The sequence below is a fragment of the Brucella sp. genome, from assembly GCF_032066345.1.
Classification (GTDB): domain Bacteria; phylum Pseudomonadota; class Alphaproteobacteria; order Rhizobiales; family Rhizobiaceae; genus Brucella; species Brucella pseudogrignonensis.
Genome location: NZ_DAMBKZ010000001.1, coordinates 215,025 through 240,665, shown reverse-complemented (window position 1 = coordinate 240,665; position 25,641 = coordinate 215,025). Strand labels below are relative to the sequence as shown.

The window sequence follows — 25,641 nt, the reverse complement described above, 5'->3', positions numbered from 1 at the left end:
AATAATTGGATATTATTATGCGCGACACTCTGAGCGATCCCCAAGCTGAAATGCCGATTTCGCAAACCGACCCGGTAAAGCGCTCTCAGGAATTGATGCGCACACCGTTGCCGAAGCGCTTTTATGAAAAAGCTGAAGTTGCCGAAACCGAAGGCGGGTTCACCGTGCATCTCGATGGTCGTCCGGTCAAAACACCGGCACGGGCTGTTCTGCTTCTCCCAACAAGCGAAGCTGCGGAAATCATTGCGGAAGAATTCCGTGCACAGGTGGAAGTTATAGATCCTTCCAAAATGCCTGCAACGCGTTTGGTGAACACGGCGATTGATGGCATTGCTCAAGACCCGCAGGCGGTTTTCGAAGACATTCTGCGTTTTGCCGGAACGGACATGATCTGTTACCGCGCCGCGAGCCCGAAAGAGCTGGTTGCGCGTCAGACCGAACAATGGGACCCATTGATCGACTGGGCAGAAAGCCTTGGCGCACGTTTTGCACTTGCAGAAGGTGTTATGCATGTCGAACAGTCACGCGAAGCGATTTCAGCTTTCGGCATTCATCTGTCGGAATTCAAGAATCCTATTGCGCTGGCATCGCTCCATACGATGACGACGCTGACCGGCTCCGCACTGATTGCATTGGCAATTGCCAAAGGCGAAGTCTCTGTCGAAGACGGTTGGAACCGTGCCCATCTCGATGAAGACTGGACTGTCGAACATTGGGGCGAAGATGCTGAAGCGCAGGCACGTCGTAAGACACGTCTAGGCGAAATGATGGTCGCAGCCCGCGTACTTCAAGCGCTCTAGTTATTATTTATCTAATAGCTGTAACAAACTGTATAAAAAGAGAAAACCCGGCTTTCGCCGGATTTTCTTTCGCGCGCCTTCTGGCACGTCGTTCCCCTCGGTAACTCAAGCGCATCCCCAAAATCGTAAAACGGTTTTCGCATAAGAGGCGCTTTAAAGAAGTAACCGGAGCGCGTGGCAATCTCTGATTGCCACGCGCAATCCCGATTAAACCGAGTAGTACATATCGAACTCAACCGGATGCGGCGTTGTTTCATAACGCAGCACTTCAGCCATCTTGAGTTCGATGAAGCTATCGATCTGGTCGTCCTCGAATACGCCACCAGCCTTGAGGAATTCGCGATCCTTGTCGAGCGCCTGCAGGGCTTCACGAAGCGAACCGCAAACGGTTGGGATCTTCTTCAGTTCCTTTGCAGGCAGATCGTAGAGATCCTTGTCCATGGCCTGGCCTGGATGAATCTTGTTCTTGATACCGTCAAGACCAGCCATCAGCAGCGCTGAGAAGCAGAGATATGGATTTGCTGATGGATCCGGGAAGCGAACTTCAAGACGCTTCGACTTCGGCGACGAGCCGAATGGGATACGGCAAGAAGCAGAACGGTTGCGAGCCGAGTAAGCCAGTAGAACCGGAGCTTCATAGCCAGGGACCAGACGCTTGTAGGAGTTGGTCGATGGGTTGGTGAATGCGTTCACAGCCTTGGCGTGCTTGATAACGCCGCCGATGAAGTACAGGCAGTTTTCTGACAGACCGGCATATTCATTGCCAGCGAAGGTTGGCTTGCCGTCTTTCCAGATCGAGAAGTGAACGTGCATACCCGAGCCGTTGTCGCCGAAAACTGGCTTTGGCATGAAGGTTGCAGTCTTGCCGTAGGCATTGGCTACCTGATGCACGACATATTTCTGGATCTGCATCTTGTCGGCGTTGCGGACGAGCGTGTCGAATTTTGTACCCAGCTCGTGCTGAGCTGAAGCCACTTCGTGGTGATGCTTTTCAACCGTTACGCCCATTTCCGTCAGAACGGTGAGCATTTCGGAGCGCATGTCCTGAAGACTGTCCACTGGTGGAACAGGGAAGTAACCACCCTTGACGCGTGGGCGATGGCCCATATTGCCGGTTTCGTAATCGGTATCATCGTTCGATGGCAGTTCGGTCGAATCGAGCTTGAAGCCGGTGTTGAACGGATCGACCTTGTACTTGACGTCATCGAATACGAAGAATTCAGCTTCCGGGCCGACGTAAACAGTGTCGCCAATGCCGAGCGACTTCATGTAGGACTCAGCCTTCTTTGCAGTCGTGCGTGGATCGCGGCCATAAGCTTCACCCGAAATCGGATCAAGAATGTCGCAGAGAATTACCAGCGTGGACTGAGCAAAGAACGGATCAATGTGAGCGGTTTCCGGATCTGGCATGAGAACCATGTCGGATTCATTAATAGCCTTCCAGCCACCAATCGAAGAGCCGTCGAACATGACGCCATCTTCAAACATCTCTTCATCGATCAGGCCGACATCCATCGTAACGTGATGCAGTTTGCCTTTTGGGTCTGTGAAGCGGAGGTCAACAAACTTGACGTCGTTGTCTTTGATCTGTTTCAGAATGTCATTGGCAGTCGTCATTTTGGTATCCTGTTTGCACGACGATGGTCGGTAGACTTGGTTTCGTTAGATCGCGTCCACGCCGGATTCGCCGGTACGGATACGGATAACTTCTTCGATATTGGAGACGAAAATCTTACCGTCACCAATGCGGCCCGTCTGGGCTGCCTTGCGGATAGCTTCAATGGCGCCATCGACGGTTTCGTCGGCGACGATGACTTCGACTTTCACTTTTGGAAGAAAATCGACGACATATTCCGCGCCACGGTAAAGCTCGGTATGGCCCTTCTGTCGGCCGAAACCCTTGGCTTCAATTACAGTAATACCCTGCAAACCAACTTCCTGAAGGGCTTCCTTCACTTCATCGAGCTTGAAAGGCTTAATGATGGCTTCGATCTTTTTCATCAGAGAATTGTCTCCGCTCTTGTTCGGAAATGGACATTGTGCCCGTTTCGTAAATATAGAAGCATGAACTGTGCCAACTCGATCTATGCCGATCAAATTTTTTAAGTTCCTTGCTTTTTCAAGCAAAAATTCCCGAAGTTGCCCTGTCACTCCCAGAGAAAATGGCACCAAAGTCAAGGCTAGCGCATTTTCAGTAATTTCAGAAGTGCAACTTTCTTTGGCCCAGAGTGGCATTATTATTGTCATTGAGACAAGGCTGTCCGTATGAAAGATATTCAACAAGGTTTCGAGCTTGTTAGCGATGCATAAAAAATAGACAAATTGCGCAGAAGTTAATCAATCTTGATGGAGCGCAAGTGCCGCGTAATTAATCACTTCGATAATAAGGGGAAGTGGAAGCCATGTTTGAACTGCTGACGCCAGCGGAAATGTCCAGTGCGGATAGACTGACTATCGAATCTGGCACGCGCGATGGTTTTTCACTGATGCTCGCCGCCGGTCATGCGGTCGCGCATGTGGCTCTGGGCATGTTTGCAGGTAAGGGGCCGATAGCCGTTCTTTGCGGACCCGGAAATAATGGTGGCGATGGTTATGTAGCCGCGCAGTTTCTGCTTGAGGCTGGCATGAATGTCATGTGCTTTGGAACTGCACAGCCCCGGCAGGGTTCCGACGCTATGCGGGCATTGCTGTTTTATAAAGGAGAAGTGCGTCGGCTCAGTGCGTTTTCGCCGGTCGATTTTGCAGGCGTTATTGATGCGCTATACGGTGCAGGCCTCACGCGTAGCATCGGGGGTGTCGAAGCTTCCGTTATTGGAGAATTAAACGCATCCGGCATTCCGGTTATAGCTGTCGATTTACCGAGCGGCATTTCCGGTGCGAGCGGTCAAATATTGGGTGGAGCCGTCGATGCGCGCGCAACGGTGACGTTTTTCCGCAAAAAACCGGGCCATTTGCTACAACCGGGCAGGGCACATTGCGGAATTCTTCATGTTGCAGATATTGGCATTGCTGATGACGTTCTGACCACTATCAAACCCCAGACATTTGAAAACTCACCTGAGCTTTGGCGAGGTCAGCTGCCGCAGCTTTCAATCAACACGCACAAATATAGTCGTGGTCACGCGGTCGTCTTTTCCGGACCTGCGCATTCAACGGGTGCCGCGCGACTGTCAGCAATGGCTGTGGCTCGGAGTGGTGCCGGGGCAGTTACACTTTTATCGCCGCCTGATGCACTTCTGACAAATGCCGCGCATCTGACGAGCATCATGGTACGCGAAACCCGCAATATCAAAGATGTAGAGACATTTGTGAAGGATCGCAAAGTAGCTGCCTGTGTGCTCGGTCCGGGATGTGGCAGCCCGTCATTTGCGCGAGATCATGCTTTGTTGCTCCTTTCCGCCGTTGATGGGCAGGCAGAATATCTGAAAGGGCTGGTGCTCGATGCGGATGGCATAACGGCATTTGAAAATAAGCCAGATCAGCTTTTTAAGGCCAAGCGTAGCGCGCATACGGCTCTTGTGCTCACGCCACATGAAGGCGAGTTCAGACGTCTTTTCCCGGATATTGCTGCGGAAGCAGATAGTTCAAAGACGGATAAAGCGCGTCAAGCCGCAAGCCGCGCCAATGCCGTCGTGATCTATAAAGGCCCGGATACGGTGATTGCTGCGCCTGACGGTCGTGCCATTATCAACGCAAACGGTACAGCGTTTCTCGCAACAGCTGGATCCGGCGATGTACTGGCGGGTATTGTTTGCGGACTGCTTTCACAGGGGATGCCAGCCCTTGAGGCGGCAAGTGCAGCTGTGTGGATACACGCTGACGCTGGACGACGCTTCGGTCACGGGCTTATTGCAGAGGATTTGCCGAACCAACTGCCCGCTGTCTGGTCTGCACTTGAACGATTAGCGCCCTGAGCTGCGGCTACCACCGGTTCCGACATCGACGGAAACACTGCCGGAAATCGAAACATCGGTATTGCCAACGCGGAAGTTTTTCCAGCTTCCGGCGGGTTGCGAATTGGGTTCCGGGGCAGGCGGAGGCGCAGATACAATAGGCTTCTGCGGTTCTACGCCTGGTAACCCTGTCGGTGCTTGGTCTTGAGCAAAAGCGCTAGCTGATAATACTGTTGAGGAAACAGCAGTAAATATTAGAAATCGCTTCATATTCTCAATCCTTATTTCAGACCTGATCTGCAACTGCTTCCAGAAGCTGTTCAGCCATATTGAGCGTGAACTCATCATAGTGAGAGATGACGCGGCTCGGTTCATAGTGCTGTACCGGCAAGTCAGTATAACCGAAATCGACGGCAACCACAGGGATACCAGCTGCTTTGGCGGTGTCGATGTCTGTACGGCTGTCGCCAACCATGATGGCGCGGTCGCGATTTCCGCCCGCTTTGGCAATCGTATCTGTCAGGTGGCGTGGGTCAGGCTTGCGATAAGCAAAGGTATCTGCACCACAAATTGCTGCAAAACGGTTTGCTTCACCCATAGAAGTCAGCAATTTGACGGCCAGAGCCTCAAACTTGTTTGTGCAGACAGCTAAGGTGTAACCATTAGCGCTGAAGCGATCCATCGCTTCAAGAACGCCAGGATAAAATATCGAGTGACCCGGCATATGCGCTGCATAATGTTCGCGGAACTCTTCGACAAGGTGATCAAGCTTCACGTCATCGACCTGCTTCTGCTGTGCTGCAAAAGCGCGCTCGATCATGACGCGGCCGCCTTGTCCAACAAAGCGGCGCAGAGATTCACTATCAGCGGTCCGCAGGCCTGAAATAGCAAGGCAATGATTCAGACTGTCCAAAAGGTCCGGAGCCGTTTCGACCAGGGTTCCGTCGAGATCGAAAACGATAATGGGCTTGGAATTGACAGCAGACATGTGACTTCCTTCAGGAATGATACTTGCGAGCGCATTGCTAAACGCTTTCTCAAATAGGCCAAATTGCTCGCAGAAACGAGAGCCTATCGCAAAAATCGCGATATTTTGTATTGAGCGCTTTGTTGCGCTGCACGCACATGCTAGAGGCGTTCACGGAGCCGGGTGAGAATCCGCTGGGAATATAGGAATTCAGGCATGGATGAAGCACGCAAGCTGAAAATCGCCGCCGCTGCAGAGGCACTGACGCACGTCAAGGACGGAATGCGTCTGGGAATTGGAACAGGCTCAACTGCCGAAGAATTCGTGCGTCTGCTGGCCGAAAAGGTAAACGGTGGTTTCAAGATCATCGGTGTGCCGACCTCTGAGAGGACTGCTGCTCTTTGCGCTGAACTCGGTGTTCCACTGACGACACTCGAAGAAACGCCGCATCTCGATCTGACCATTGACGGTGCGGACGAAGTCGATGCCGATCTGTCTCTTATAAAGGGCGGCGGTGGTGCGCTTCTTCGTGAAAAGATTGTCGCGGCTGCATCCGACTCAATGATTGTTATTGCGGACGGATCGAAGGTTGTTGAAGCGCTTGGACGCTTTCCGCTGCCGATTGAGGTTAATCGTTTCGGTCTTGGCGCAACTTTGCGCAGCATTGAGTTGGCAGCATCGCAATGTGGCCTTGCAGGTCCACTGGTCCTGCGGTTAAAAGATGGCTCGCCGTTTGTAACGGATGGTGGACATTATATCGTGGATGCATCTTTTGGCCGCATTCCCGATCCAAAGATTCTATCTGACGCTCTCTTCGCCATACCGGGCGTTGTTGAGCATGGACTTTTCATCGGACTGGCACGGGCCGCGATTATCGCAGGCGCTGACGGTATCCGAACCATGAACCGGCCTTGAAGCGCCGACACGAATTGTTTGAACGGAGTACCGACCATATGATCCCGGCAACTGGCTTCCGCCGTCTGATTGCACCGTTTTCCGCACTTGTCCTGATGTCAGGCGTTCATGCGGCTTCTGCACAGGAAATTTCCGCTTCGCATCTGGAAGCTGCACGCGCAGCAATCGCTTCTATCAATGCGACGGAGCAGTTTGATGAGATCCTGCCAAGTGCAGCTCGCGCTCTGAAGGGCGAACTCATCCAGAAAGATCCGAATCTCGAAGCTCTCATCACCAAGACCGTTGATGACAAGGCTCTCGCTCTTGCGTCGCGTCGCGCAGACCTCGAAACCGAATCTGCCCGCGCTTATGCAAACGCATTCAGCGAAGATGAACTCAAGGCAATTTCGGCTTTCTACACCTCGGAAGCAGGCAAGAAGCTTCTCGCTGAAGGCCCAATCGTGACTCGTGAAGTCGTTAAGGCTGCAAATATCTGGCAGAACGGCATTGCTCGTGACCTCGCAACCGGTGTTGCAGAAGTTCTCGCAGCGCAGGCTGGCGCAACTGCTGCCCCAGCTACCCCTGAGCAGCCAGCGCAGCAGTAATTGCTTGCAGTAAACTAAAATTTAGAAGCCCGGCGACTTGGCCGGGCTTTTTCTTTTGCTTACATAAAGCGCAGTGTTGATTTTGAATGGAGAGCACCATGGCCAGCTACGATTATGATCTTTTTGTTATCGGCGGTGGTTCCGGCGGTGTCCGGGCAGGGCGTCTGGCCGGTGCCATGGGCAAGAAGGTTGGTCTGGCCGAAGAGTATCGCATGGGCGGAACATGCGTTATCCGTGGTTGTGTTCCCAAGAAGCTCTTTGTCTACGCTTCGCAATTTCCTGAGCATTTTGAAGACGCCGTTGGCTATGGCTGGGAAGTTGGCAAATCGAGCTTTGACTGGAAGAAGCTGATCGAAGCCAAAGACAACGAAATTACCCGCCTTGAGGGCCTTTATCGAAAAGGTCTGGAAAATTCCAAGGTCGATATTTTTGCAAGCCGCGCCGAGCTTATCGATGAACATACTATTGAGCTAAAAGCAGATGGTCGTCGCGTAACCGCTGACCAGATTCTGATTGCAACCGGTGGGCACCCAAGTGTGCACGAATCCCTTCCAGGCGCAGAATATTGCATCACTTCCAACGAAGCATTTCATTTGGAAGAACTGCCGAAAGCAATCGTGATTGCAGGCGGCGGTTATATCGCGGTCGAGTTTGCCAATATTTTCCATGGTCTGGGCGTTGAAACCACGATTGTCTACCGCGGCAAAGAAATCCTGTCGCGCTTTGATCCCGATATCCGTCATCTGCTCCATGAAACGATGGAAGCAAAAGGCATCCGTATCATCTGTGGTGCAGTTTTTGAAAAGGTCGAAAAGCAGTCTGATGGCGAACTGAAAGTTTCTCTGACCAATGGCGAGACACTCAATGTCGGTCAGGTCATGATGGCTATCGGCCGCAAGCCTAACACGAAGGGCCTTGGTCTCGAAAAGGCTGGCGTTAAAACCGACGCGCAGGGTGCTATCGAAGTCGACGACTATTCGCGCACCAGTGTTTCCAATATCTGGGCCGTCGGTGACGTCATCAATCGTGTTCAGCTGACGCCGGTGGCAATCCATGAGGCGATGTGCTTCCTTGAGACCGCCTTCAAGGACAATCCAACTAAGCCGGATCATGAGCTGATCGCCACGGCAGTCTTCTCGCAGCCTGAAATCGGAACCGTTGGATTGCCGGAGGATGAAGCTGCCAAGAAGTATCAAGAATTGGAAGTCTATCGCGCCTTGTTCCGCCCGATGAAGAACACGCTGTCTGGCCGTAACGAAAAGATGCTGATGAAACTCATCGTTGACGCCAAGAGCCGCAGGGTTGTCGGCGCTCACATCATGGGTCCGGATGCAGGTGAAATGGCACAGCTTCTGGGTATCTCGCTCAAGGCTGGCGCAACGAAGGAAGACTTCGACCGCACCATGGCCGTTCACCCCACCGCGGCTGAAGAACTGGTCACGATGTACAAGCCGACCTACCGCGTTGTGAACGGAGAAAAGGTCGACGGCTAAATCTTTCGTCGCACGCTGATCCTGTTAACGATTCTTGCTGGTATAAAGCGAGCGACTACATTATATCAACGCGATCACGTATGCCGGTTTCCGTGTTTGGGCATTGAGTTGTCCAATAGAAACGGATGCCGGCTTTCGTGTTAAGGAGGACAAAATCCGAGAGAAATCGCGCGGATAATTAAAACAGGTGTGAAATGACGAAGAACTGGACCCCGAATTCCTGGAGAGACAAACCGATCAAGCAAGTGCCGTTTTATCCAGACGCACAGGCTCTGACCGATGTTGAAGCTCGCCTTCGTACCTATCCACCGCTCGTATTTGCAGGTGAAGCCCGCAAGCTGAAGAACCAGCTCGCGGATGTTGCCGAAGGCAAGGCATTTCTGCTTCAGGGCGGCGATTGTGCGGAGAGTTTCGCAGAACATGGCGCGGATAATATCCGCGACTTTTTCCGCGTCTTTTTGCAGATGGCCGTTGTACTGACGTTTGGTGCCTCCAAGCCTGTTGTTAAGGTTGGCCGTATTGCTGGTCAGTTCGCCAAGCCGCGTTCTTCCGACATGGAAACGCTCAATGGCGTCGAGCTGCCATCATACCGTGGCGACATCATCAACGGCATCGATTTCGATGAAGCTTCGCGTATCCCTGATCCGCAACGTCAGGACATGGCTTACCGCCAGTCTGCTGCAACGCTGAACCTGCTGCGTGCATTCGCGCAGGGTGGTTACGCTAACCTTGAGAACGTGCATCAGTGGATGCTCGGCTTTGTTGGCAAAAGCCCGCAGGCAGAGCGTTATGCAGCTCTCGCACAGCGCATTTCGGAAACGATGAACTTCATGCGTGCCATTGGGATCACTTCCGATAGCAATCATTCGCTCCGTGAAACCGATTTCTACACCAGCCATGAAGCATTGCTGCTTGGCTATGAAGAAGCGCTCACACGCGTCGATTCGACTTCTGGCGACTGGTACGGCACTTCAGGTCACATGATCTGGATTGGCGACCGCACACGTCAGGCCGATCATGCGCATATCGAATATTGCCGTGGCATCAAGAACCCGCTCGGTCTGAAATGTGGCCCATCGCTGCAGCCGGATGATCTCATCCGTCTGATAGATCTTCTCAACCCAGAAAACGAAGCAGGTCGTCTGACGCTCATTGCTCGTTTCGGTTACGACAAGGTCGGCGATCATCTGCCACAGCTCATCCGTGCTGTTGAGCGTGAAGGCCGCAAGGTCGTCTGGTCTTGTGACCCGATGCACGGCAACACGATCACCGCAGGCGGTTACAAGACGCGCCCGTTCGACCGCATCCTCAAGGAAGTGGAATCCTTCTTCGCGATTCATCGTGCCGAAGGTTCGCATCCGGGCGGTATTCATGTCGAAATGACTGGCAAGAACGTCACCGAATGCACCGGCGGCGCTCGCGCAATTTCGGCGGAAGACCTGCACGACCGTTACCACACGCATTGCGATCCACGTCTCAACGCGGATCAGGCGCTGGAACTGGCCTTCCTTTTGGCAGAATTGCTCAAGAAGGAACGTGACTCGGGCGCGGAAAAGCAGGCCGTTAACGCCTAGTCGGATCAAGCCACATCAATTCAACACAGGGCGGAGGATTTATCCTCCGCCCTGTTGTGTTTCGGCTGAATTCGCTTATTGATTTTGGCGAAAACTCACTTGGGGGCATCGATGAAGCGGATTATTCTGGCGTTTCTCAATTCAATGCGTGCTCTCCGGCATTTGGCCAAGCACGAGAAAGCGGTTCAGCAGGAGCTTGTCCTGTTTCTGCTTTCGCTGCCAATCGCATTTTTCCTGGCTCCTAGTGCGCTGGCATTTCTGCTGATGACGGGATCGATCCTGTTCCTCATTCTGGTTGAAGTGCTCAACACGGGTATTGAGGCCACTTGCGATGCAGTCTCGCGTGATTTTCATAAAGAAATTCAGATTGCCAAGGATTGCGGGTCGCTCGCCGTCCTGATCGCGATTGTGTTTGTAGCTGCCACATGGGGCTATATTCTTATTACGACCTATATGATCTGACAAAGAACAGCCGTTCTTGAACTCCATCCGTTGCAATTAATTGCACAAGCGCGCTAAAGCTTGGGCATGATCAGCACCAGCGAGAATCTCGATATGCTTCGTATTGCCGTTGCACAGCTCAATCCTGTTATGGGCGACATCGCCGGAAATCTTGCCAAGGCTCGTGCAGCCCGCGCAGAAGCAGCCAAAATGAACGCCGACCTTGTGATGTTCACCGAGTTGTTCATTGCAGGTTATCCGCCGGAAGATCTTGTGCTGAAGACTGCCTTTGTCGCGGCCTGTGAAAAGGCTGTTGGTGAGCTAGCCAAAGACACCGCTGACGGCGGCCCGGGCGTTATTATCGGCACGCCTATGCAACGCAATAGCGGTTTGCATAATTCGATTGCTGTACTGGATGGCGGCGAAATTATTGCCGAGCGTTTTAAGGTCGATTTGCCGAATTACGGCGAATTTGACGAAAAGCGCGTCTTCCAGCCGGGTCCAATGCCAGGTCCGGTTAATTTCCGCGGTGTGCGCATTGGTATTCCGATTTGCGAAGATATCTGGGGCGACCTCGGAGTAGCCGAAACGCTAGCTGAAAGCGGCGCTGAATTTCTCTTGGTGCCAAACGGTTCGCCTTATCACCGCGCCAAGATCGAACGCCGCTATCAGGTTGTTCTGAAACAGGTTATCGAAACCGAACTTCCGATGCTCTACGCCAATCAGGTTGGCGGGCAGGATGAACTGGTTTTCGATGGTGGTTCCTTTGTGTTCAATACCGACAAGACTCTTAGCCTGCAGATGCCGCAATTTGCGGAAGCGATTACGCTAACTGTCTGGAAGCGGGACGGCGAGGGCTGGCATTGCGAAGCAGCCGAAAAGGCAAAGCTGCCAGAAGGTTTGGAAGCTGATTATGCGGCCTGTATGCTGGGTCTGCGTGATTATGTGAACAAGAACGGCTTCAAGGATGTCGTGCTTGGTCTGTCAGGTGGTATCGACTCCGCAATCTGCGCGGCGTTAGGTGTCGATGCGCTTGGCAAGGATCGCGTGCGCTGCGTGATGCTGCCATATCGCTACACCTCGGAAGAGTCGTTGAAAGACGCTGCTGATTGCGCGAAGGCGCTCGGCGTGCGTTACGATATTGTGCCTATCGCTGAGCCTGTCGAAGGCTTCCTGTCTGCATTGAAGCCAATGTTTGAAGGTACTGAGAGCGGCGTTACTGAGGAAAACCTGCAAAGCCGCGCACGCGGCACCATCCTTATGGCAATTTCCAACAAGTTCGGTTCGATGGTTGTGACCACAGGCAACAAGTCGGAAATGTCGGTGGGCTATGCAACGCTTTATGGCGACATGAATGGTGGCTTCAACCCCATCAAGGACGTCTATAAGATGCAGGTTTTTGCTCTGTCCGAATGGCGCAACAACAATGTTCCGGTTGGCAGCCTTGGCCCTTCTGGCGAGATTATCCCGACAAACATCATCACAAAAGCGCCATCCGCAGAATTGCGTGAAAACCAGACAGATCAGGACAGTTTGCCACCTTATCCGGTGCTGGACGACATTCTCGAATGCCTCGTTGAAAACGAAATGAGCAATGCCGAGATCGTCGCGCGTGGCCATCAACTTGAGACGGTGCAACGCATCGAGCACCTGCTTAATCTGGCAGAATACAAGCGCCGCCAATCTGCGCCTGGTGTCAAAATTACCAAGAAGAATTTCGGACGTGATCGTCGTTATCCAATAACGAACCGCTTCCGCGACCGCTGAGAGATTTCATAATGACCGTAACAGTTCGTTTTGCACCGTCGCCGACGGGGTATATTCATATTGGCAATACACGTACCGCACTTTCAAACTGGCTTTACGCCAAGAAGAACGGCGGCAATTTCATTCTGCGTTACGACGATACAGACGTTGAACGCTCCAGGCAGGAATATGCCGATGCTATTGCCATTGATCTCGCATGGTTGGGTGTCACGCCTGACCGGGTCGAATATCAGTCAAAGCGCTTTGATGTGTATGCCAAGGCTGTCGAGAAGCTGAAGCAGGCCGGTCTTCTCTATGCCTGCTATGAAACAGCCGACGAACTCGAACGCCGTCGCAAGCTTCGTCTCGCGCGTCGTTTGCCGCCAGTCTATGGCCGCGAAGCTCTGAAGCTGACCAATGATGAAAAGGCAGCTTTCGAAGCTGAGGGCCGCAAGCCGCACTGGCGCTTCCTTCTACCAAACTTTGAAAGCGATCCTTTCGCAACCACGCGCACTGAAGTCCATTGGGATGATCTGGTGCGTGGACCACAGACTGTCGATCTGGCTTCCATGTCCGATCCGGTTCTGGTTCGCGAAGATGGCACTTATCTCTACACGCTGCCATCAGTTGTTGATGATATCGATCTTGGCATCACCCACATCATCCGTGGCGACGACCATGTCACTAATTCGGGCGTGCAGATTGCAATCTTCAAGGCGCTCGGTGCCGAACCGCCGGTCTTTGGCCACCACAACCTGCTCACCACGGTTTCGGGCGAAGGGCTTTCCAAGCGCTCTGGCGCTCTTTCGGTCGGTAGCTTACGTGAAAGCGGTTATGAGCCGATGTCTGTCGCTTCGCTGGCCATTCTGATCGGAACATCCGAGTCCGTTTCGGCTGCGATCGATATGGATGCCTTGGCAGAACGTTTTGATCTGGCTGCGATTTCAAAATCATCGGCAAAGTTTGACCCAGCAGAACTTGATACGCTTAACCGCGCTTTGCTGCATGATATGCCTTTTGAGAAAGCGAAAGAGCGTCTCGAAGCACTCGGCATTTCAGGCGATCAGGCAGAGGCTTTTTGGGCAACTGTTCGTGGTAACCTTGAGCGTTTCAACGATGCGGCTCATTGGTGGCAGATCATCAATGGCGATCTGCCGGAAAAGCCGGAGCTAGCCGAAGAAGATCAGGTGTTTGTGCAGGAAGCCTTTAAACTGCTACCTGCTGCTCCTTGGGATAAGCAGACCTGGAAAACATGGACCGATGCTGTGAAGATCGCGACGGGACGCAAGGGCAAGACATTATTCATGCCCCTGCGTATCGCACTTACGGGGCAGGCGCATGGTCCGGAGCTTGCGGACCTACTGGTTTTGATTGGTCCGGATAGAACGAAGATCCGACTACTCTAACTTTCGAGCTTTCCGTATAGGTGCGCTCCGCTGGCGGTGTGGTTGCTGTCGGAGCGATATAGTCAGTTGGTTGAACTTTTGGTTGTGATGTCGGCGCGTAACTCGATTCCGTTGCTTCGTATGGTGGAACAACGAAATCTTCGACCGGTTCACTTACGGTTTTCGCGACTTTAGTCTGGTCGTTTTTAGATATTTTGTTTGAGGCTGTTTTTCTGGGAGCAGCCTTCTGCGCTTTTCGAGCGGGTGCCCAAGTCGCCGAACATGCCTGAACATATCGACCAGCGTGCGATCTGCCAGCTATCGTGGCATTTAGCTCAGAGAGCTGGTTTTCAAGAGTTTTAACGTCCGACTGCAGTTTATCGGCTCGCGTCTTAAGGCGCGTGCACGATGTGGATTTGCCCGCACTGAAACAGCTTTGCTTTGATAGTTCAGTACGAGTCCGTGCAAGCTGAGCTTTGCTTTGTTCAAGTTTTGCTTTCGTCGATGCAACATTGCTCGACAATCGCGCTTTCTCTTTTGGAGAGCATTGCTGCACCGGTTGGGTGGTTGTACAGCCGGCTATCAATAATGCGGTCGTTAACACCATCGCTGGCGATGCCAGGCGAAAAAAACGTCTACAAGCAATCTTCATAGAACAAGCCCGTCCTGTTTGTTCGTACGTATCGATTGTTATGTATTGTATTTAAGAAAGCATAAACGCCAAGTACGATTATTCATACTTGGCGTTTATTATACATTGATAATATATATTATAGCAAGTTCTTATTCTATTTTACTTCTTCAATTCTCCCGAGCGCTGAAGTGCTTCAACAACTGCCAGAGCGGTCATATTCACAACGCCACGCGATGTAACTGACGGCGTAAGGATGTGGGCAGGGCGCGCTGTGCCGAGCAGAATTGGCCCAACATGCAGTGCATCAGTCACCGTCTTGACCACGTTTAGCGTGATGTTTGCCGCGTCAAGGTTCGGGAAAACCAGAAGGTTTGCTTCGCCCTTGAGGCGCGAGTTCGGGAATACGCGATCCCGCAAAGCTTGCGAAAGCGCAGAGTCGCCATGCATTTCACCATCAGATTCAAGCTCTGGAGCTTTTTCTGCCAGCAACGCTGCGGCCCGACGCATCTTCTCTGCACTTGCGGATTCTTTCGATCCGAAGTTGGAATGTGAAACGAGTGCAGCCTTTGGTTCAATTCCGAAACGGCTGATTTCCTTGGCAGCCAGAATTGCCATTTCAGCGATTTCTTCGGCTTCCGGTTCTACGCTGACATAAGTGTCGGTGAGGAACAGTGCGCCGCGCTGCGAAATTAGCAGGCTGAGGGCAGAATAATCGCTGATACCTGGAAGCTTGCCGATAATCTGCTTCACGACGCGCATATGGCGCTCAAAGCGTCCTTCCAGACCACAGATCATGGCATCTGCTTCATCGCGCATCACAGCCAGCGCTGCAATTGCCGTCGAGTTGGTACGTACGATTGTACGTGCCGCCTCAGGGGTCACACCCTGACGGCCCGTATAGGACAGATAAAGGTCGACATAATCACGGTAACGTGGATCATCTTCCGGATTGATAAGATCGAAATCCGTGCCTGGACGAATCTTTAGACCATAGCGCTGAAGGCGTGTTTCGATAACGTGTGGACGACCAACGAGGATTGGTGCAGCAATACGTTCTTCGATAACCACCTGAGCAGCACGCAATACACGTTCATCTTCACCGTCAGCATAGATGACGCGCATCGGCTTGCTCTGCGCGCGGGCTGCCGCGAAGACTGGCTTCATGATGAGGCCGGAACGGAAGACGAAGCGGTTCAGCCTGTCGGTATAAGCTTCCCAGTCTTCGATTGGACGCGTTGCAACGCCGCTTTCCATCGCAGCCTTGGCAACCGCAGGAGCGATACGCAGGATCAAACGCTGATCGAATGGCGACGGGATAATGTGATCTGGTCCGAAAGTCGGTGTATCACCCGAATAGGCCCGGGCAGCAACATCAGAAGGTTCTTCGCGAGCCAATGCCGCAATAGCACGAACCGCTGCGAGCTTCATTTCTTCATTGATTGCAGTCGCACCCACATCAAGTGCGCCACGGAAGATGTAAGGGAAGCAGAGGACGTTGTTGACCTGGTTCGGATAGTCTGAACGTCCGGTGCAGATCATAGCATCGGCGCGTGCTTCGCGCGCAGCTTCCGGCATAATTTCTGGATTTGGATTAGCCAGTGCCATGATCAATGGCTTTTCAGCCATCTGTTTGAGAAGCTCAGGCTTCAGAACACCAGCCGCCGACAAGCCGAGGAAAACGTCTGCGCCGCCGATAACATCGGCCAGCACGCGTGCGTCGGTCTTCTGTGCGTACACTTCCTTCCAGCGATCCATAAGCGTATTGCGGCCTTCATAGACCACGCCTTCTATATCGCAGACAAAGATGTTTTCGCGCTTGGCACCAAGATTAACCAGCAGGTTAAGGCAGGCAAGTGCCGCAGCACCGGCGCCTGAAGTTACAATCTTGGCAGTGCCAATTTCTTTTCCAGCCAATTCCAGTCCATTGAGCACTGCGGCGGCGACAATAATTGCCGTTCCATGCTGATCGTCATGGAAGACCGGAATATTCATTTTGGCGCGCAGTTGCTCTTCAACTTCAAAGCATTCAGGTGCCTTGATGTCTTCGAGGTTGATACCGCCAAAGGTCGGTTCGAGTGCGGATACAACATCAACGATACGGTTGATTTCATGTGCATCGACTTCAATGTCGAAAACATCGATATCCGCGAATTTCTTAAAGAGAACGGCCTTGCCTTCCATCACTGGCTTGGATGCAAGTGCGCCGATATTGCCAAGGCCAAGAACCGCGGTGCCGTTTGAAATAACTGCGACCAGATTGCCGCGCGCCGTATATTCGGCAGCAGCAGCGGGATCTTCATGGATGGCGAGGCAGGGGGCGGCGACGCCTGGCGAATAAGCAAGCGCAAGGTCGCGCTGATTGCCGAGCGGCTTGGTGGCTTGAATTTCCAGCTTACCCGGCTTCGGGTAGCGGTGAAAGAACAGGGCCGCTTCGTCAAAATCCGAACGCGTGGAAGTGGAGGGGGTCTTTTTATTCGTCATTATCGCATCGCTTTCCGGTTCATGCGCGCAGCTGGGGGAGGAAACCGCGCAGGGACGCTTATTTGCGTCTTTTGAGCCATTATCGTTCTTATCTCAAACTATCAAATCACTATAGGCCCGATTTCGAGAAGCAGTTATTCCGCAGTTGAATGGTATTTCGAGTGAAACAGCTTCTTTTATGGCAACAGACATGCCACCAAGCCAATGTCGCAATCAACCGGATTTTGGTTGACGCGCGGAAATGTCCACCTGTTCCGCGCTTTTTTACCACTCAAATAATTGCGACCTTAATTTTACCGGGAATATCGCTTCGATTTTGAAAATTTGTGTCCCTCATTATCTGGGATAATTTATATAAGAAATTACTTTAATAGCTAACTATATAGCACTGTTTCGTTTAATTTTTGGAGGCTTATACTTAGTAAAATTCAGTAAACAGACTAGGATATATGTGTCATGCGCAGTGGCCTTGAAAATATTGTCGTCGCCGAAACCGTCTTGTCGGATGTCGATGGTCTTTCGGGAAAACTCATCATTCGTGGGCGATCGCTCGATAATCTTGTTCCTCATACCAGTTTTGAGGATTGTATTGAGCTTCTATGGGATGGCTTGTTTGATGATCTTCCCAAGGGGGAGGAACTTCAGCGTGCGCTCGGTGAGGCTCGTGCTCAGATTTTTCATCACACCGATGCAATAGACGATGTGTTGCTTGAACTGCCGCCGATAGAAGTCGTGCGTGCGCTGATGGCCAGAATCCCCGACGGAGATGACCTTACAGCCGCTCTTTATATGGTTGCAGCTCCGGCTGTTTTCACTCCTGCCATTATGCGTATGAAACGTGGACGACAGATGCTGTCTCCCGATCCTTCTCTTCCGCATAGCGTCGATTTTCTGCGTATGATGAATGTCAGGATGCCGGAGGAAATTGATGTTCAGGCCCTCAACAGCTACCTCGTATCTGTTTCTGATCACGGTTTGAATGCATCGACCTTCGCTGCCCGTGTGGTTGCTTCGACACAAGCGGGGATGACGTCATCAATTCTGGCCGCAATCGGCGCTTTGAAAGGCCCACTTCACGGCGGAGCACCTGCTCCTGTGCTTGATATGTTGGACGCGATTGGAAATGCCAAGAATGCAGAAGTTTGGCTGGATAGGACTGTTTCCAAAGGTGAGCGCATAATGGGTTTTGGTCATCGGATTTACCGCATTCGTGATCCCCGGGCCGATGTAATCAAAGCTGCGCTTCATCGCATTATAGAGAGCAAAAACGCTAACAAAGACAGGCTGCATTTGGCTGAAGCGGTGGAAACTGCAGCAATCGCTGTGCTGAATAAGCATAAGCCGGAACGAATGCTGTCAACCAATGTCGAATATTATACGGCTTTACTGCTTGAACAGCTTGATATCCCTCGCGCAGCTTTCACCTCCGTATTTGCCATGGGGCGAACATTGGGTTGGGTTGCACACTGCCGTGAACAAATAAAAGAGAACAAACTTATTCGTCCACAGTCGATCTATGTTGGTCCCAAAATTGATACAGTCACTTAGTTTTACTTCGACATATTTGATCTCAGCCCCTGAGATAAACATTCAGATATATTGAAAATTCTATTTGAGAGACGCGAAGTTATTGGCTTTGCGTCTCTTTTTTAACCGTCATATGTCTGTGACATGAATCGGGTTTTCTGCGCTCAAATCCGGGTTGCCATCGGAAGGACAACCAAATGAGCGATGAACAGACTGAGTCAAAGAAATACCGCACTCTGTTTATTTCTGACGTGCATCTTGGCTCCAAAGCGGCTCAGGCCGAACTTTTGCTGGACTTCCTGCGTTGCCATGATGCTGAAACGATCTATCTGGTTGGTGATATCGTTGATGGCTGGCGTCTGCGACGCAACTGGCATTGGCCACAGGAGCACAACGATGTTGTGCAGAAGCTTCTGCGCAAAAGCCGCAAGGGCGCGACAATCATTTATATTGCCGGCAACCACGATGAGTTCCTGCGCAATTTTCAGGGTACGCATTTTGGCGGCATCGAAGTGATGAACCGCGCTATTCATGAAGCGGCGGACGGACGTAAATTCCTCGTCATTCACGGCGATCAGTTCGATGTTGTGGTGCGCAATGCTCGTTTCATCGCATATCTTGGTGACTGGGCTTACGATACGGCCATCTGGATCAACACGATCATGAGCCGCGTGCGTGCAATGTTTGGTCTGCGTTACTGGTCGTTTTCGGCTTGGGCAAAATTCCGCGTCAAGAAAGCGGTCAACTTCATCGGCAAGTTTGAAGACGTGGTTTCAGAAGAAGCGCAACGCATCGGCGTCGATGGTGTTATCTGCGGCCACATCCATCATGCGACCATCGAGAAGATGAATGGCGTTGAATATATCAACACCGGCGATTGGGTAGAAAGCTGCACAGCGGTTGTCGAGCATTTCGATGGACGTATGGAATTGCTCGAATGGACTGAGCGTCTGGGCCAGAAACCATCACTCCCTGCTGTGCAAGACGCAAATGCAGGTGGAAGAATAATCAGGCTTCCGAGAGCAGCCCGCAAAGCGGTGAATGGCAGCAGATGAAGAAACTGGTCATCGTAACAGACGCCTGGCATCCACAAGTAAATGGCGTTGTGAGAACGCTGGCGAAATGCTGTGAACTGATGACCGAACGTGGCTATGAGGTGATTGTCATCTCTCCACAGGATTACCGCTCGGTACCTTGTCCGACATATCCCGAAATTCGTCTGGCCATGACGACCCCATCAGCCTTCCGCCGACGGCTCGTGAAATTGCAGCCGGACTATGTGCATATCGCCACCGAAGGTCCGCTGGGCTTCATGGCGCGGCGTGCATGTCTTAAAATGGGTTGGAGCTTTACAACAAGCTTTCACACCCGCTTTCCTGAATATCTTCAGGACAGGTTTCCAATTCCGCCAAAGTGGACTTATGCGTTCTTGCGCCGCTTTCATAATGCGGCGTCGCATACACTTGTTCCAACCCAATCAATCCTCGACGATTTGCATGGACGTGGTTTTACAGGGCTGGAGCTTTGGACCCGCGGTGTTGATCGCACGCTTTTTCATCCACGCGACGATGTTAAAAGGGACCTGCCGCAGCCGGTCTTTATCTGCGTCGGACGCGTCGCTACAGAAAAGAACCTGCCAGCATTTCTGGAGTTGAAACTGCCGGGAACGAAATTGATCGTCGGTGACGGTCCGGCACTCGACGATTTGAAAACCCGTTTTCCTGAAACCGTTTTCATTGGCAAGAAAGAGGGCAAAGACCTCGCGCGTGTCTATGCATCGGCGGATGTGTTTGTGTTTCCGAGCAGAACCGACACGTTTGGCCTCGTTCTGCTGGAAGCCATTTCGTCGGGCCTGCCTGTGGCGGCATTTCCCGTACCGGGATCATCCGATGTTGTGGGCGCAACAGGAGCGGGGGTTTTGTCCGAAGATTTGCATGAAGCATGCATTGCGGCACTTGAAATGCCAGCCTTTGATCCCGCTGAAGTGCTCAAGCCTTTCACATGGGAAGCCTGTGCGGACATCTTCGAAAACGTTCTGTCGTCAACGAAGAGTGTCGCACAACCTTTCAGCAGAACCGAGAATCAACCCCAGACAGTCGCCTCTGGCGGATAAACCAATGCCCCGTCATAGCGCAGTCCCGGATCACGGTCCTGTGCCAATAACAGCGGACCGTCCAGATCAACGACATCGGCTTTCTGCGCAAGCAAAACGGCAGGCGCCATGCCAAGCGATGTACCAACCATACAGCCAACCATGATTTGAAGTCCGAGCGACGTAGCCTTTTCGCGCATAATCAAACCTTCGGTCAGGCCACCAGCCTTATCGAGCTTGATATTCACGGCATCATAGCGCTTGGCGAGATCCTCCAACCCGACAGACGTATGAACGCTTTCATCGGCGCATATAATCACCGGGCGTTCGATGCGGCTTAGAATATCATCTTTACCGGCGGGCAGGGGCTGTTCAATCAGAACCACGCCTGCTTTGGCTGCGGCAGCCATATTTTCTTCGATATTATCTTCAGTCCAGCCTTCATTTGCATCGATAATGATGCGGCTGTTTGGCGCCGCATTGGCAACTGCGTGAATACGCTCGATATCGTTGTCGCCGCCCATTTTCACTTTGATTAGAGGGTAATGCGCGACCTTCGCGGTCGATTCTGCCATTTCTTCGGGCGTTCCGAGCGACACTGTAATGGCGGTTTCCAGCGCCCGCGTCGGTGTGCCAAGTGTATTGGCGACACTCTTGCCAGAGAGTTTGGCTTCCAAATCCCACATTGCACAATCAACCGCATTGCGGGCTGCACCTGCCGGCATGATCGTCTGAATATCCTGACGTGTGGCACCGCTTTCAATAGCGGAGCGCACGGCTTCAATCTGTTCGCTTACGCTCTCAATTGATTCGCCATAACGTGCGTATGGAACGCATTCGCCGCGCCCCAATAGGCCATTATGCCCGATCTCGCATACGATCACTGCGGCTTCAGTCTTCGAGCCGCGGGAGATTGTGAATTTCCCGGCGATGGGATAGCGTTCATGAATGATTTTCAAGCTATTGTGCATGGATATGCCCTTTAGGACGCAGTATTTCGGTCGTGCAACGACTCGTGTATGAGGTTAGGCCATGTTGACCGACACTGCCGACAAAGCAAGTACTGCTGCCAATGTCGCGCCAAAGATTGATTTGGCCGAGCACGATGGCGCGCGTCTTGTTAGCCTGAGTGGACGCTGGGTTTCCCAAAGCGTCAACTTCGTTGACAAGAAAATGCGCGAGCTTGAAAAAGTTGGCGGTTCGCAGGCAGTCATCATAGATGCGACTGACGTGGCGGGCCTCGACACGGCTGGTGCATGGCTCATAGAGCGTCTGCGTCAGAGGCTGAAGTCACAAAATATCGATGTTCGTCTTGAGGGTGTTAAGCCCGCCTGGCTTCCGCTTATGGAAGAGGTCGGTAATGCCGTCGAGCGTACGCTTGATGTGCCGCAAGTCAAAAAGCCATTCGTCATTATTCGTATGCTGGAATCGCTGGGCCGAGGCGTCGTCTCGATCTATGACGATTTCAAAATGGCCATGCATATTCTTGGCGCTACCATCCGTGGAGCTCAGCTGAAAGCTGGTCGCGGCAGTGGTATTCCTATCCCGGCTATCGTCACACAGATGGATCGTATGGGCGTTGGTGCTATTCCGATCATTATACTTATGTCGACGATTGTTGGTGCGATTATCGCACAGCAGGGTGCCTTTCAGCTCCGCTATTTTGGCGCTGAAATCTTTGTTGTCGATCTGGTCGGTATTCTTGTACTGCGCGAACTGGGTGTCTTGTTGACCGCCATCATGATTGCTGGCCGCTCAGGAAGTGCGATTACCGCTGAAATTGGTTCGATGAAAATGCGCGAGGAAACAGACGCGCTTACGGTTATCGGTCTTAATCCGGTCGGCGTTTTGGTGTTTCCGCGTCTTGTGGCACTCGTCGTCGTTCTGCCGCTGCTGACAATCATCGCCGATCTTGCGGCTTTGATTGGTGCTGCAGGCGTTGCCTGGTTTTACTCAAATATTTCACCGGAAGCTTTTATCAGCCGTCTGCATGATGCAGTGGCGCTCAATACATATTTCGCTGGCCTCATTAAAGCGCCGTTTATGGCAATGATCATTGGCATTCTCGCCTCGGTTGAAGGCATGAAGGTCGGCGGCAGCGCAGAATCGCTTGGGCGTCGCGTTACTGCTTCTGTGGTCAAAGCGATCTTTGTCGTAATCGTAGTAGATGGCATGTTTGCCATGTTCTATGCCGCTATTGATTTTTAAAAGTGTGACGATCCGTTGTTTTTATGGGCTATTTCGGACACAGTCAGAGATAAATCAGACTTGAGATTCTCGCTTGCGGTTCAGTCTCAGAGCAAGCTCGGATAAAGAATAGGTATGGAGAGCAGTATCGATCAGCAGCCACAATCACACGACGAGGAAAGCAATCAGGCGCCCGTGCCGATCATATCGGTGCGTGATGTTACTGTTTCTTTCGGCGGTCGTGCTCCTGTTCTCGATAAGCTGTCGCTTGATATATACAAGGGCGAGGTGCTGGGCTTCATCGGACCGTCCGGTTCCGGTAAGTCGGTGCTTATGCGCACAATTCTCGGACTGAATAAGAAGCAGTCTGGAGATATAGAGATATTGGGCAAAAACATCGATCGTCTGGGCGACGTCGAGAAAATGGCCATCGATATGCGCATGGGTGTTCTCTTCCAGCATGGTGCGCTTTTCTCAGCGCTGAATGTCCTGGAAAACATTCAGGTGCCGATGCGTGAATATCTCGATCTTTCACCAAAGCTTATGGATGAGCTTGCGCGTTTGAAGATCGATCTGGTGGGACTGAAACCGGATACAGCTGAGAAATTCCCGTCAGAGCTTTCAGGCGGCATGATCAAGCGCGCAGCTCTAGCCCGCGCACTGGCTCTTGATCCCGATATCGTCTTCCTTGATGAGCCGACTTCGGGTCTTGATCCAATCGGTGCAGCAGACTTTGACGAGCTGATTGCGAACCTTCGCGATACAATGGGACTGACTGTCTATATGGTCACCCACGACCTCGACAGTCTGTTTGCGATTTGCGATCGCATTGCAGTTTTGGGCAACAAAAAAGTGTTGGTTAGCGGTTCCATTGAAGACATGCTGACTGTAGACGATCCATGGGTTAAATCCTATTTTCAAGGCAAGCGCGCGCGCCAGATTGACACTTCGGCGCCAAGCAGACGGCGGCCGGGTAGCCGCTTGCAGACTGGATAAGGTATGGAAACGAGAGCCAATTACGTACTGGTAGGAGTGTTCACGCTGATCGTCAGTCTACTGGCGTTCGGTTTCGTGTACTGGATCGCCCGCTTCGGTGAAGCGAGGGATTCGGTTGCTCTTGATGTGCGCATTCCGGGTTCGGTAACGGGCCTCAGCATCGGTAGTCAGGTGTTGTTTAACGGTATCAAGGTTGGTGATGTGCGCCGCCTGCATCTCGATGAGACCAATCCCGGCATGGTGATCGTGCAGACGCGCGTTAATGCTACAACGCCGATCACACGCTCAACTGCCGCTACGCTCGGTTTTCAGGGTCTTACAGGCCAGGCTTACATCGAATTGAAGGGCGGGCGTCTGGATGAACCCAATCTACTGACCGAAGCTGCAAAGGAAGACACGGTTGCGCGTATCGACGCCGATCCGTCCTCAATCAACAATCTACTCGCCACTGCACAGGACATCTTTGCCCGTGCGAACAGTGTTTTGGGCGAATTGGAAGGCTTTGCAAAAGATGCGCGCGGCCCTCTGACTGACACGATCAAGAACACCAAGACTTTCACAGACGCGCTGGCGAAGAATGCCGATGTGATTGAAGAACTTGGTTCCAATACTGGCAACATCAATCAGATCATCACAGATGCAAAAGATATGATGGCCCGCTTGAATGCAGCATCCGTGCGCGTTGAAGGTATTATGGCCAAGGCTGATAAGCTTCTGTCTAGCGACGACAAGGATGGCGTTGTAGCGCAGGCAAAAGCCACGCTTGAATCAATCCGTCAGACCTCAACCAATCTCGACAAGCGTCTCGGACCGATTGCAGACAATCTGCAGCGTTTTTCAGGCCAAGGTCTGCGCGATGTTCAGTCGGTTGTGGTTGACAGCCGTCGTTCGATCCAGCGTATTGAACAGGCAATTACAGATCTCGAACGCAATCCGCAGCGTCTGATTTTCGGCGGACAAGGTAACGTACCGCAGTATAACGGGAGGGCGCGTCATTGATTTCCAGAATCGGTTCCGTTGATATGAAATCACGCCGCTCGCTCATCAAAGCTTCTGCTGTGTCTGCACTCGTTGTGGGCCTTCTCGCAGGCTGTGGAACGACAACGCCTCTCGACACTTTCAACCTTTCGGCACCGCAGCCCAATGTTTCTTCCCCTAGCCGGAAGAGCATTCAATTGCTGATACCGACTCCTACGGCGTTGAAAGCCCTCGACAGCGAAAATATCGTTATCAGCTCTTCACCGGGCTCAATCGAATATCTGAAGGGCGCACAATGGGGCGACCGCCTGACGAATATCGTTCAGTCGCGAATTGTGCAGGCCTATGAAAATACGGGTGTCTTTGGTGGTGTAGGCCGTCCTGGCGACGGCTTGGCAATCAATTATCAGATACTCACCGATCTGCGCATGTTCGGCGTTCAGGTCTACGGTGGACAGCGTGTTGCAGTCGTAGAGCTTGCCGTGAAGCTGATGAATGACAAGAATGGTGAAGTACGCTCAACGCGCGTGTTCCGCTCATCCGTTCCGGTCAGTGGCGCGACAAACAGCGCCTATGTCAAAGCACTGGACGCTGCGTTTGATCGGACTGTAAGCGAGGTCGTGGGCTGGACGATATCGTCGCTCTAATCATTTCAGAACGCGTCTAAAGTCAAAGCATAATCCTATCGGGGTGAATCGAGGATCGATAAGATTATGCTTCAAATAAAAAGGCTTAGGGCGTCGATCTAATCCAATCAAATCAAATCGAAACACACTCCAAAGCAGGTCGGATAATCTCCGGCCTGCTTTTTTCGTGCCAGCCTAAAGCATGTTGCAGCTAAATGGATTCATTTAGCGTTCGCGAACATGCGACAACTAACAGTATCTGGAGCGAGCGCCATGGGTGCGACTAAGCGCGACACGCTCTAGTGCATGACGCGGAAACGTC

The 25,641-nt window shown here is 52.2% G+C and carries 21 protein-coding genes; 16 read left to right on the top strand and 5 right to left on the bottom strand.

The features are described from left to right. Positions 1-17: 17 nt before the first annotated feature. On the top strand, positions 18-800 hold the full coding sequence (locus RT142_RS01185; protein WP_064320597.1) for an ATP12 family chaperone protein: 783 nt from the start codon (positions 18-20) through the stop codon (positions 798-800). Between the two features lie 207 nt (positions 801-1,007). Here RT142_RS01185 and glnA read toward each other — a convergent pair whose 3' ends face one another. Together glnA and RT142_RS01175 are read right to left on the bottom strand one after the other, a co-directional pair. After that, positions 1,008-2,417, bottom strand: a complete 1,410-nt coding sequence (glnA, locus tag RT142_RS01180; protein ID WP_007874907.1) for a type I glutamate--ammonia ligase — start codon at positions 2,415-2,417, stop codon at positions 1,008-1,010. Positions 2,418-2,462: 45 nt separating this feature from the next. Further along, on the bottom strand, positions 2,463-2,801 hold the full coding sequence (locus RT142_RS01175) for a P-II family nitrogen regulator (protein WP_007874909.1): 339 nt from the start codon (positions 2,799-2,801) through the stop codon (positions 2,463-2,465). 401 nt (positions 2,802-3,202) lie between these two features. On the opposite strand from RT142_RS01175, the gene RT142_RS01170 reads away from it, so the two are divergent. After that, positions 3,203-4,714 carry an NAD(P)H-hydrate dehydratase gene (locus tag RT142_RS01170; protein WP_313026594.1) on the top strand — a complete coding sequence of 504 codons (1,512 nt, stop codon included), beginning with the start codon at positions 3,203-3,205 and terminating at the stop codon, positions 4,712-4,714. Between the two features lie 265 nt (positions 4,715-4,979). Here the strand turns inward: RT142_RS01170 and RT142_RS01160 are convergent, their stop codons facing one another. Then, complete coding sequence (locus RT142_RS01160; RefSeq protein ID WP_112804805.1) at positions 4,980-5,681, bottom strand: HAD family hydrolase; 702 nt, start codon at positions 5,679-5,681, stop codon at positions 4,980-4,982. A 195-nt stretch (positions 5,682-5,876) separates the two neighbouring features. On the opposite strand from RT142_RS01160, the gene rpiA reads away from it, so the two are divergent. From rpiA to gltX, 7 genes are all read left to right on the top strand, one after another. Then, the gene (gene rpiA, locus RT142_RS01155; protein WP_112804802.1) at positions 5,877-6,575 is read left to right on the top strand and encodes a ribose-5-phosphate isomerase RpiA; all 699 of its coding nucleotides are present in this window, start codon (positions 5,877-5,879) and stop codon (positions 6,573-6,575) included. 38 nt (positions 6,576-6,613) lie between these two features. Further along, a complete protein-coding gene (locus RT142_RS01150; protein WP_064320600.1) occupies positions 6,614-7,159 on the top strand; it encodes a DUF2059 domain-containing protein in 546 nt (181 codons plus the stop codon). A 98-nt stretch (positions 7,160-7,257) separates the two neighbouring features. Continuing rightward, positions 7,258-8,652, top strand: a complete 1,395-nt coding sequence (gene gor, locus RT142_RS01145; RefSeq protein ID WP_079211845.1) for a glutathione-disulfide reductase — start codon at positions 7,258-7,260, stop codon at positions 8,650-8,652. Positions 8,653-8,846: 194 nt separating this feature from the next. Further along, a complete protein-coding gene (locus RT142_RS01140) occupies positions 8,847-10,226 on the top strand; it encodes a class II 3-deoxy-7-phosphoheptulonate synthase (protein ID WP_007874927.1) in 1,380 nt (459 codons plus the stop codon). 111 nt (positions 10,227-10,337) lie between these two features. After that, a complete protein-coding gene (locus tag RT142_RS01135; protein WP_007874929.1) occupies positions 10,338-10,688 on the top strand; it encodes a diacylglycerol kinase in 351 nt (116 codons plus the stop codon). A gap of 66 nt (positions 10,689-10,754) precedes the next feature. Further along, positions 10,755-12,434, top strand: a complete 1,680-nt coding sequence (locus RT142_RS01130; RefSeq protein ID WP_112804800.1) for an NAD+ synthase — start codon at positions 10,755-10,757, stop codon at positions 12,432-12,434. 11 nt (positions 12,435-12,445) lie between these two features. Continuing rightward, entirely contained in the window at positions 12,446-13,819 is a 1,374-nt protein-coding gene (gene gltX, locus RT142_RS01125) for a glutamate--tRNA ligase (protein WP_200635195.1), read from the top strand. Positions 13,820-14,591: 772 nt separating this feature from the next. Here gltX and RT142_RS01120 read toward each other — a convergent pair. Beyond that, positions 14,592-16,913, bottom strand: a complete 2,322-nt coding sequence (locus RT142_RS01120; protein ID WP_007874938.1) for an NADP-dependent malic enzyme — start codon at positions 16,911-16,913, stop codon at positions 14,592-14,594. 456 nt (positions 16,914-17,369) lie between these two features. Between RT142_RS01120 and RT142_RS01115 the strand changes: the two genes are divergently transcribed. From RT142_RS01115 to RT142_RS01105, 3 genes are all read left to right on the top strand, one after another. Then, a complete protein-coding gene (locus RT142_RS01115) occupies positions 17,370-18,461 on the top strand; it encodes a citrate synthase/methylcitrate synthase (protein WP_112804794.1) in 1,092 nt (363 codons plus the stop codon). 176 nt (positions 18,462-18,637) lie between these two features. Beyond that, a complete protein-coding gene (locus RT142_RS01110) occupies positions 18,638-19,495 on the top strand; it encodes a UDP-2,3-diacylglucosamine diphosphatase (protein WP_105518513.1) in 858 nt (285 codons plus the stop codon). Beyond that, entirely contained in the window at positions 19,492-20,553 is a 1,062-nt protein-coding gene (locus tag RT142_RS01105) for a glycosyltransferase family 1 protein (protein ID WP_313026585.1), read from the top strand. Before RT142_RS01110 ends, RT142_RS01105 begins: the two co-directional genes overlap by 4 nt. On the opposite strand, the gene dgcA is transcribed toward RT142_RS01105, so the two are convergent. Then, on the bottom strand, positions 20,523-21,503 hold the full coding sequence (dgcA, locus tag RT142_RS01100) for an N-acetyl-D-Glu racemase DgcA (protein ID WP_313026583.1): 981 nt from the start codon (positions 21,501-21,503) through the stop codon (positions 20,523-20,525). The two genes, RT142_RS01105 and dgcA, sit on opposite strands and share 31 nt — an antisense overlap. Positions 21,504-21,564: 61 nt before the next feature. Here dgcA and RT142_RS01095 point away from each other — a divergent pair, with 61 nt between their 5' ends. The 4 genes from RT142_RS01095 to RT142_RS01080 all read left to right on the top strand — a co-directional run bounded on the left by RT142_RS01095 (position 21,565) and on the right by RT142_RS01080 (position 25,340). Continuing rightward, positions 21,565-22,740 (top strand): ABC transporter permease, encoded by a 1,176-nt coding sequence (locus RT142_RS01095; RefSeq protein WP_064320610.1) that lies wholly within the window; start codon positions 21,565-21,567, stop codon positions 22,738-22,740. A 114-nt stretch (positions 22,741-22,854) separates the two neighbouring features. After that, a complete protein-coding gene (locus RT142_RS01090) occupies positions 22,855-23,715 on the top strand; it encodes an ABC transporter ATP-binding protein (RefSeq protein ID WP_007874947.1) in 861 nt (286 codons plus the stop codon). 3 nt (positions 23,716-23,718) lie between these two features. Further along, positions 23,719-24,714 (top strand): MlaD family protein, encoded by a 996-nt coding sequence (locus tag RT142_RS01085; RefSeq protein WP_064320612.1) that lies wholly within the window; start codon positions 23,719-23,721, stop codon positions 24,712-24,714. Positions 24,715-24,737: 23 nt separating this feature from the next. Further along, a complete protein-coding gene (locus RT142_RS01080; RefSeq protein WP_407976340.1) occupies positions 24,738-25,340 on the top strand; it encodes an ABC-type transport auxiliary lipoprotein family protein in 603 nt (200 codons plus the stop codon). Positions 25,341-25,641 lie beyond the last annotated feature (301 nt).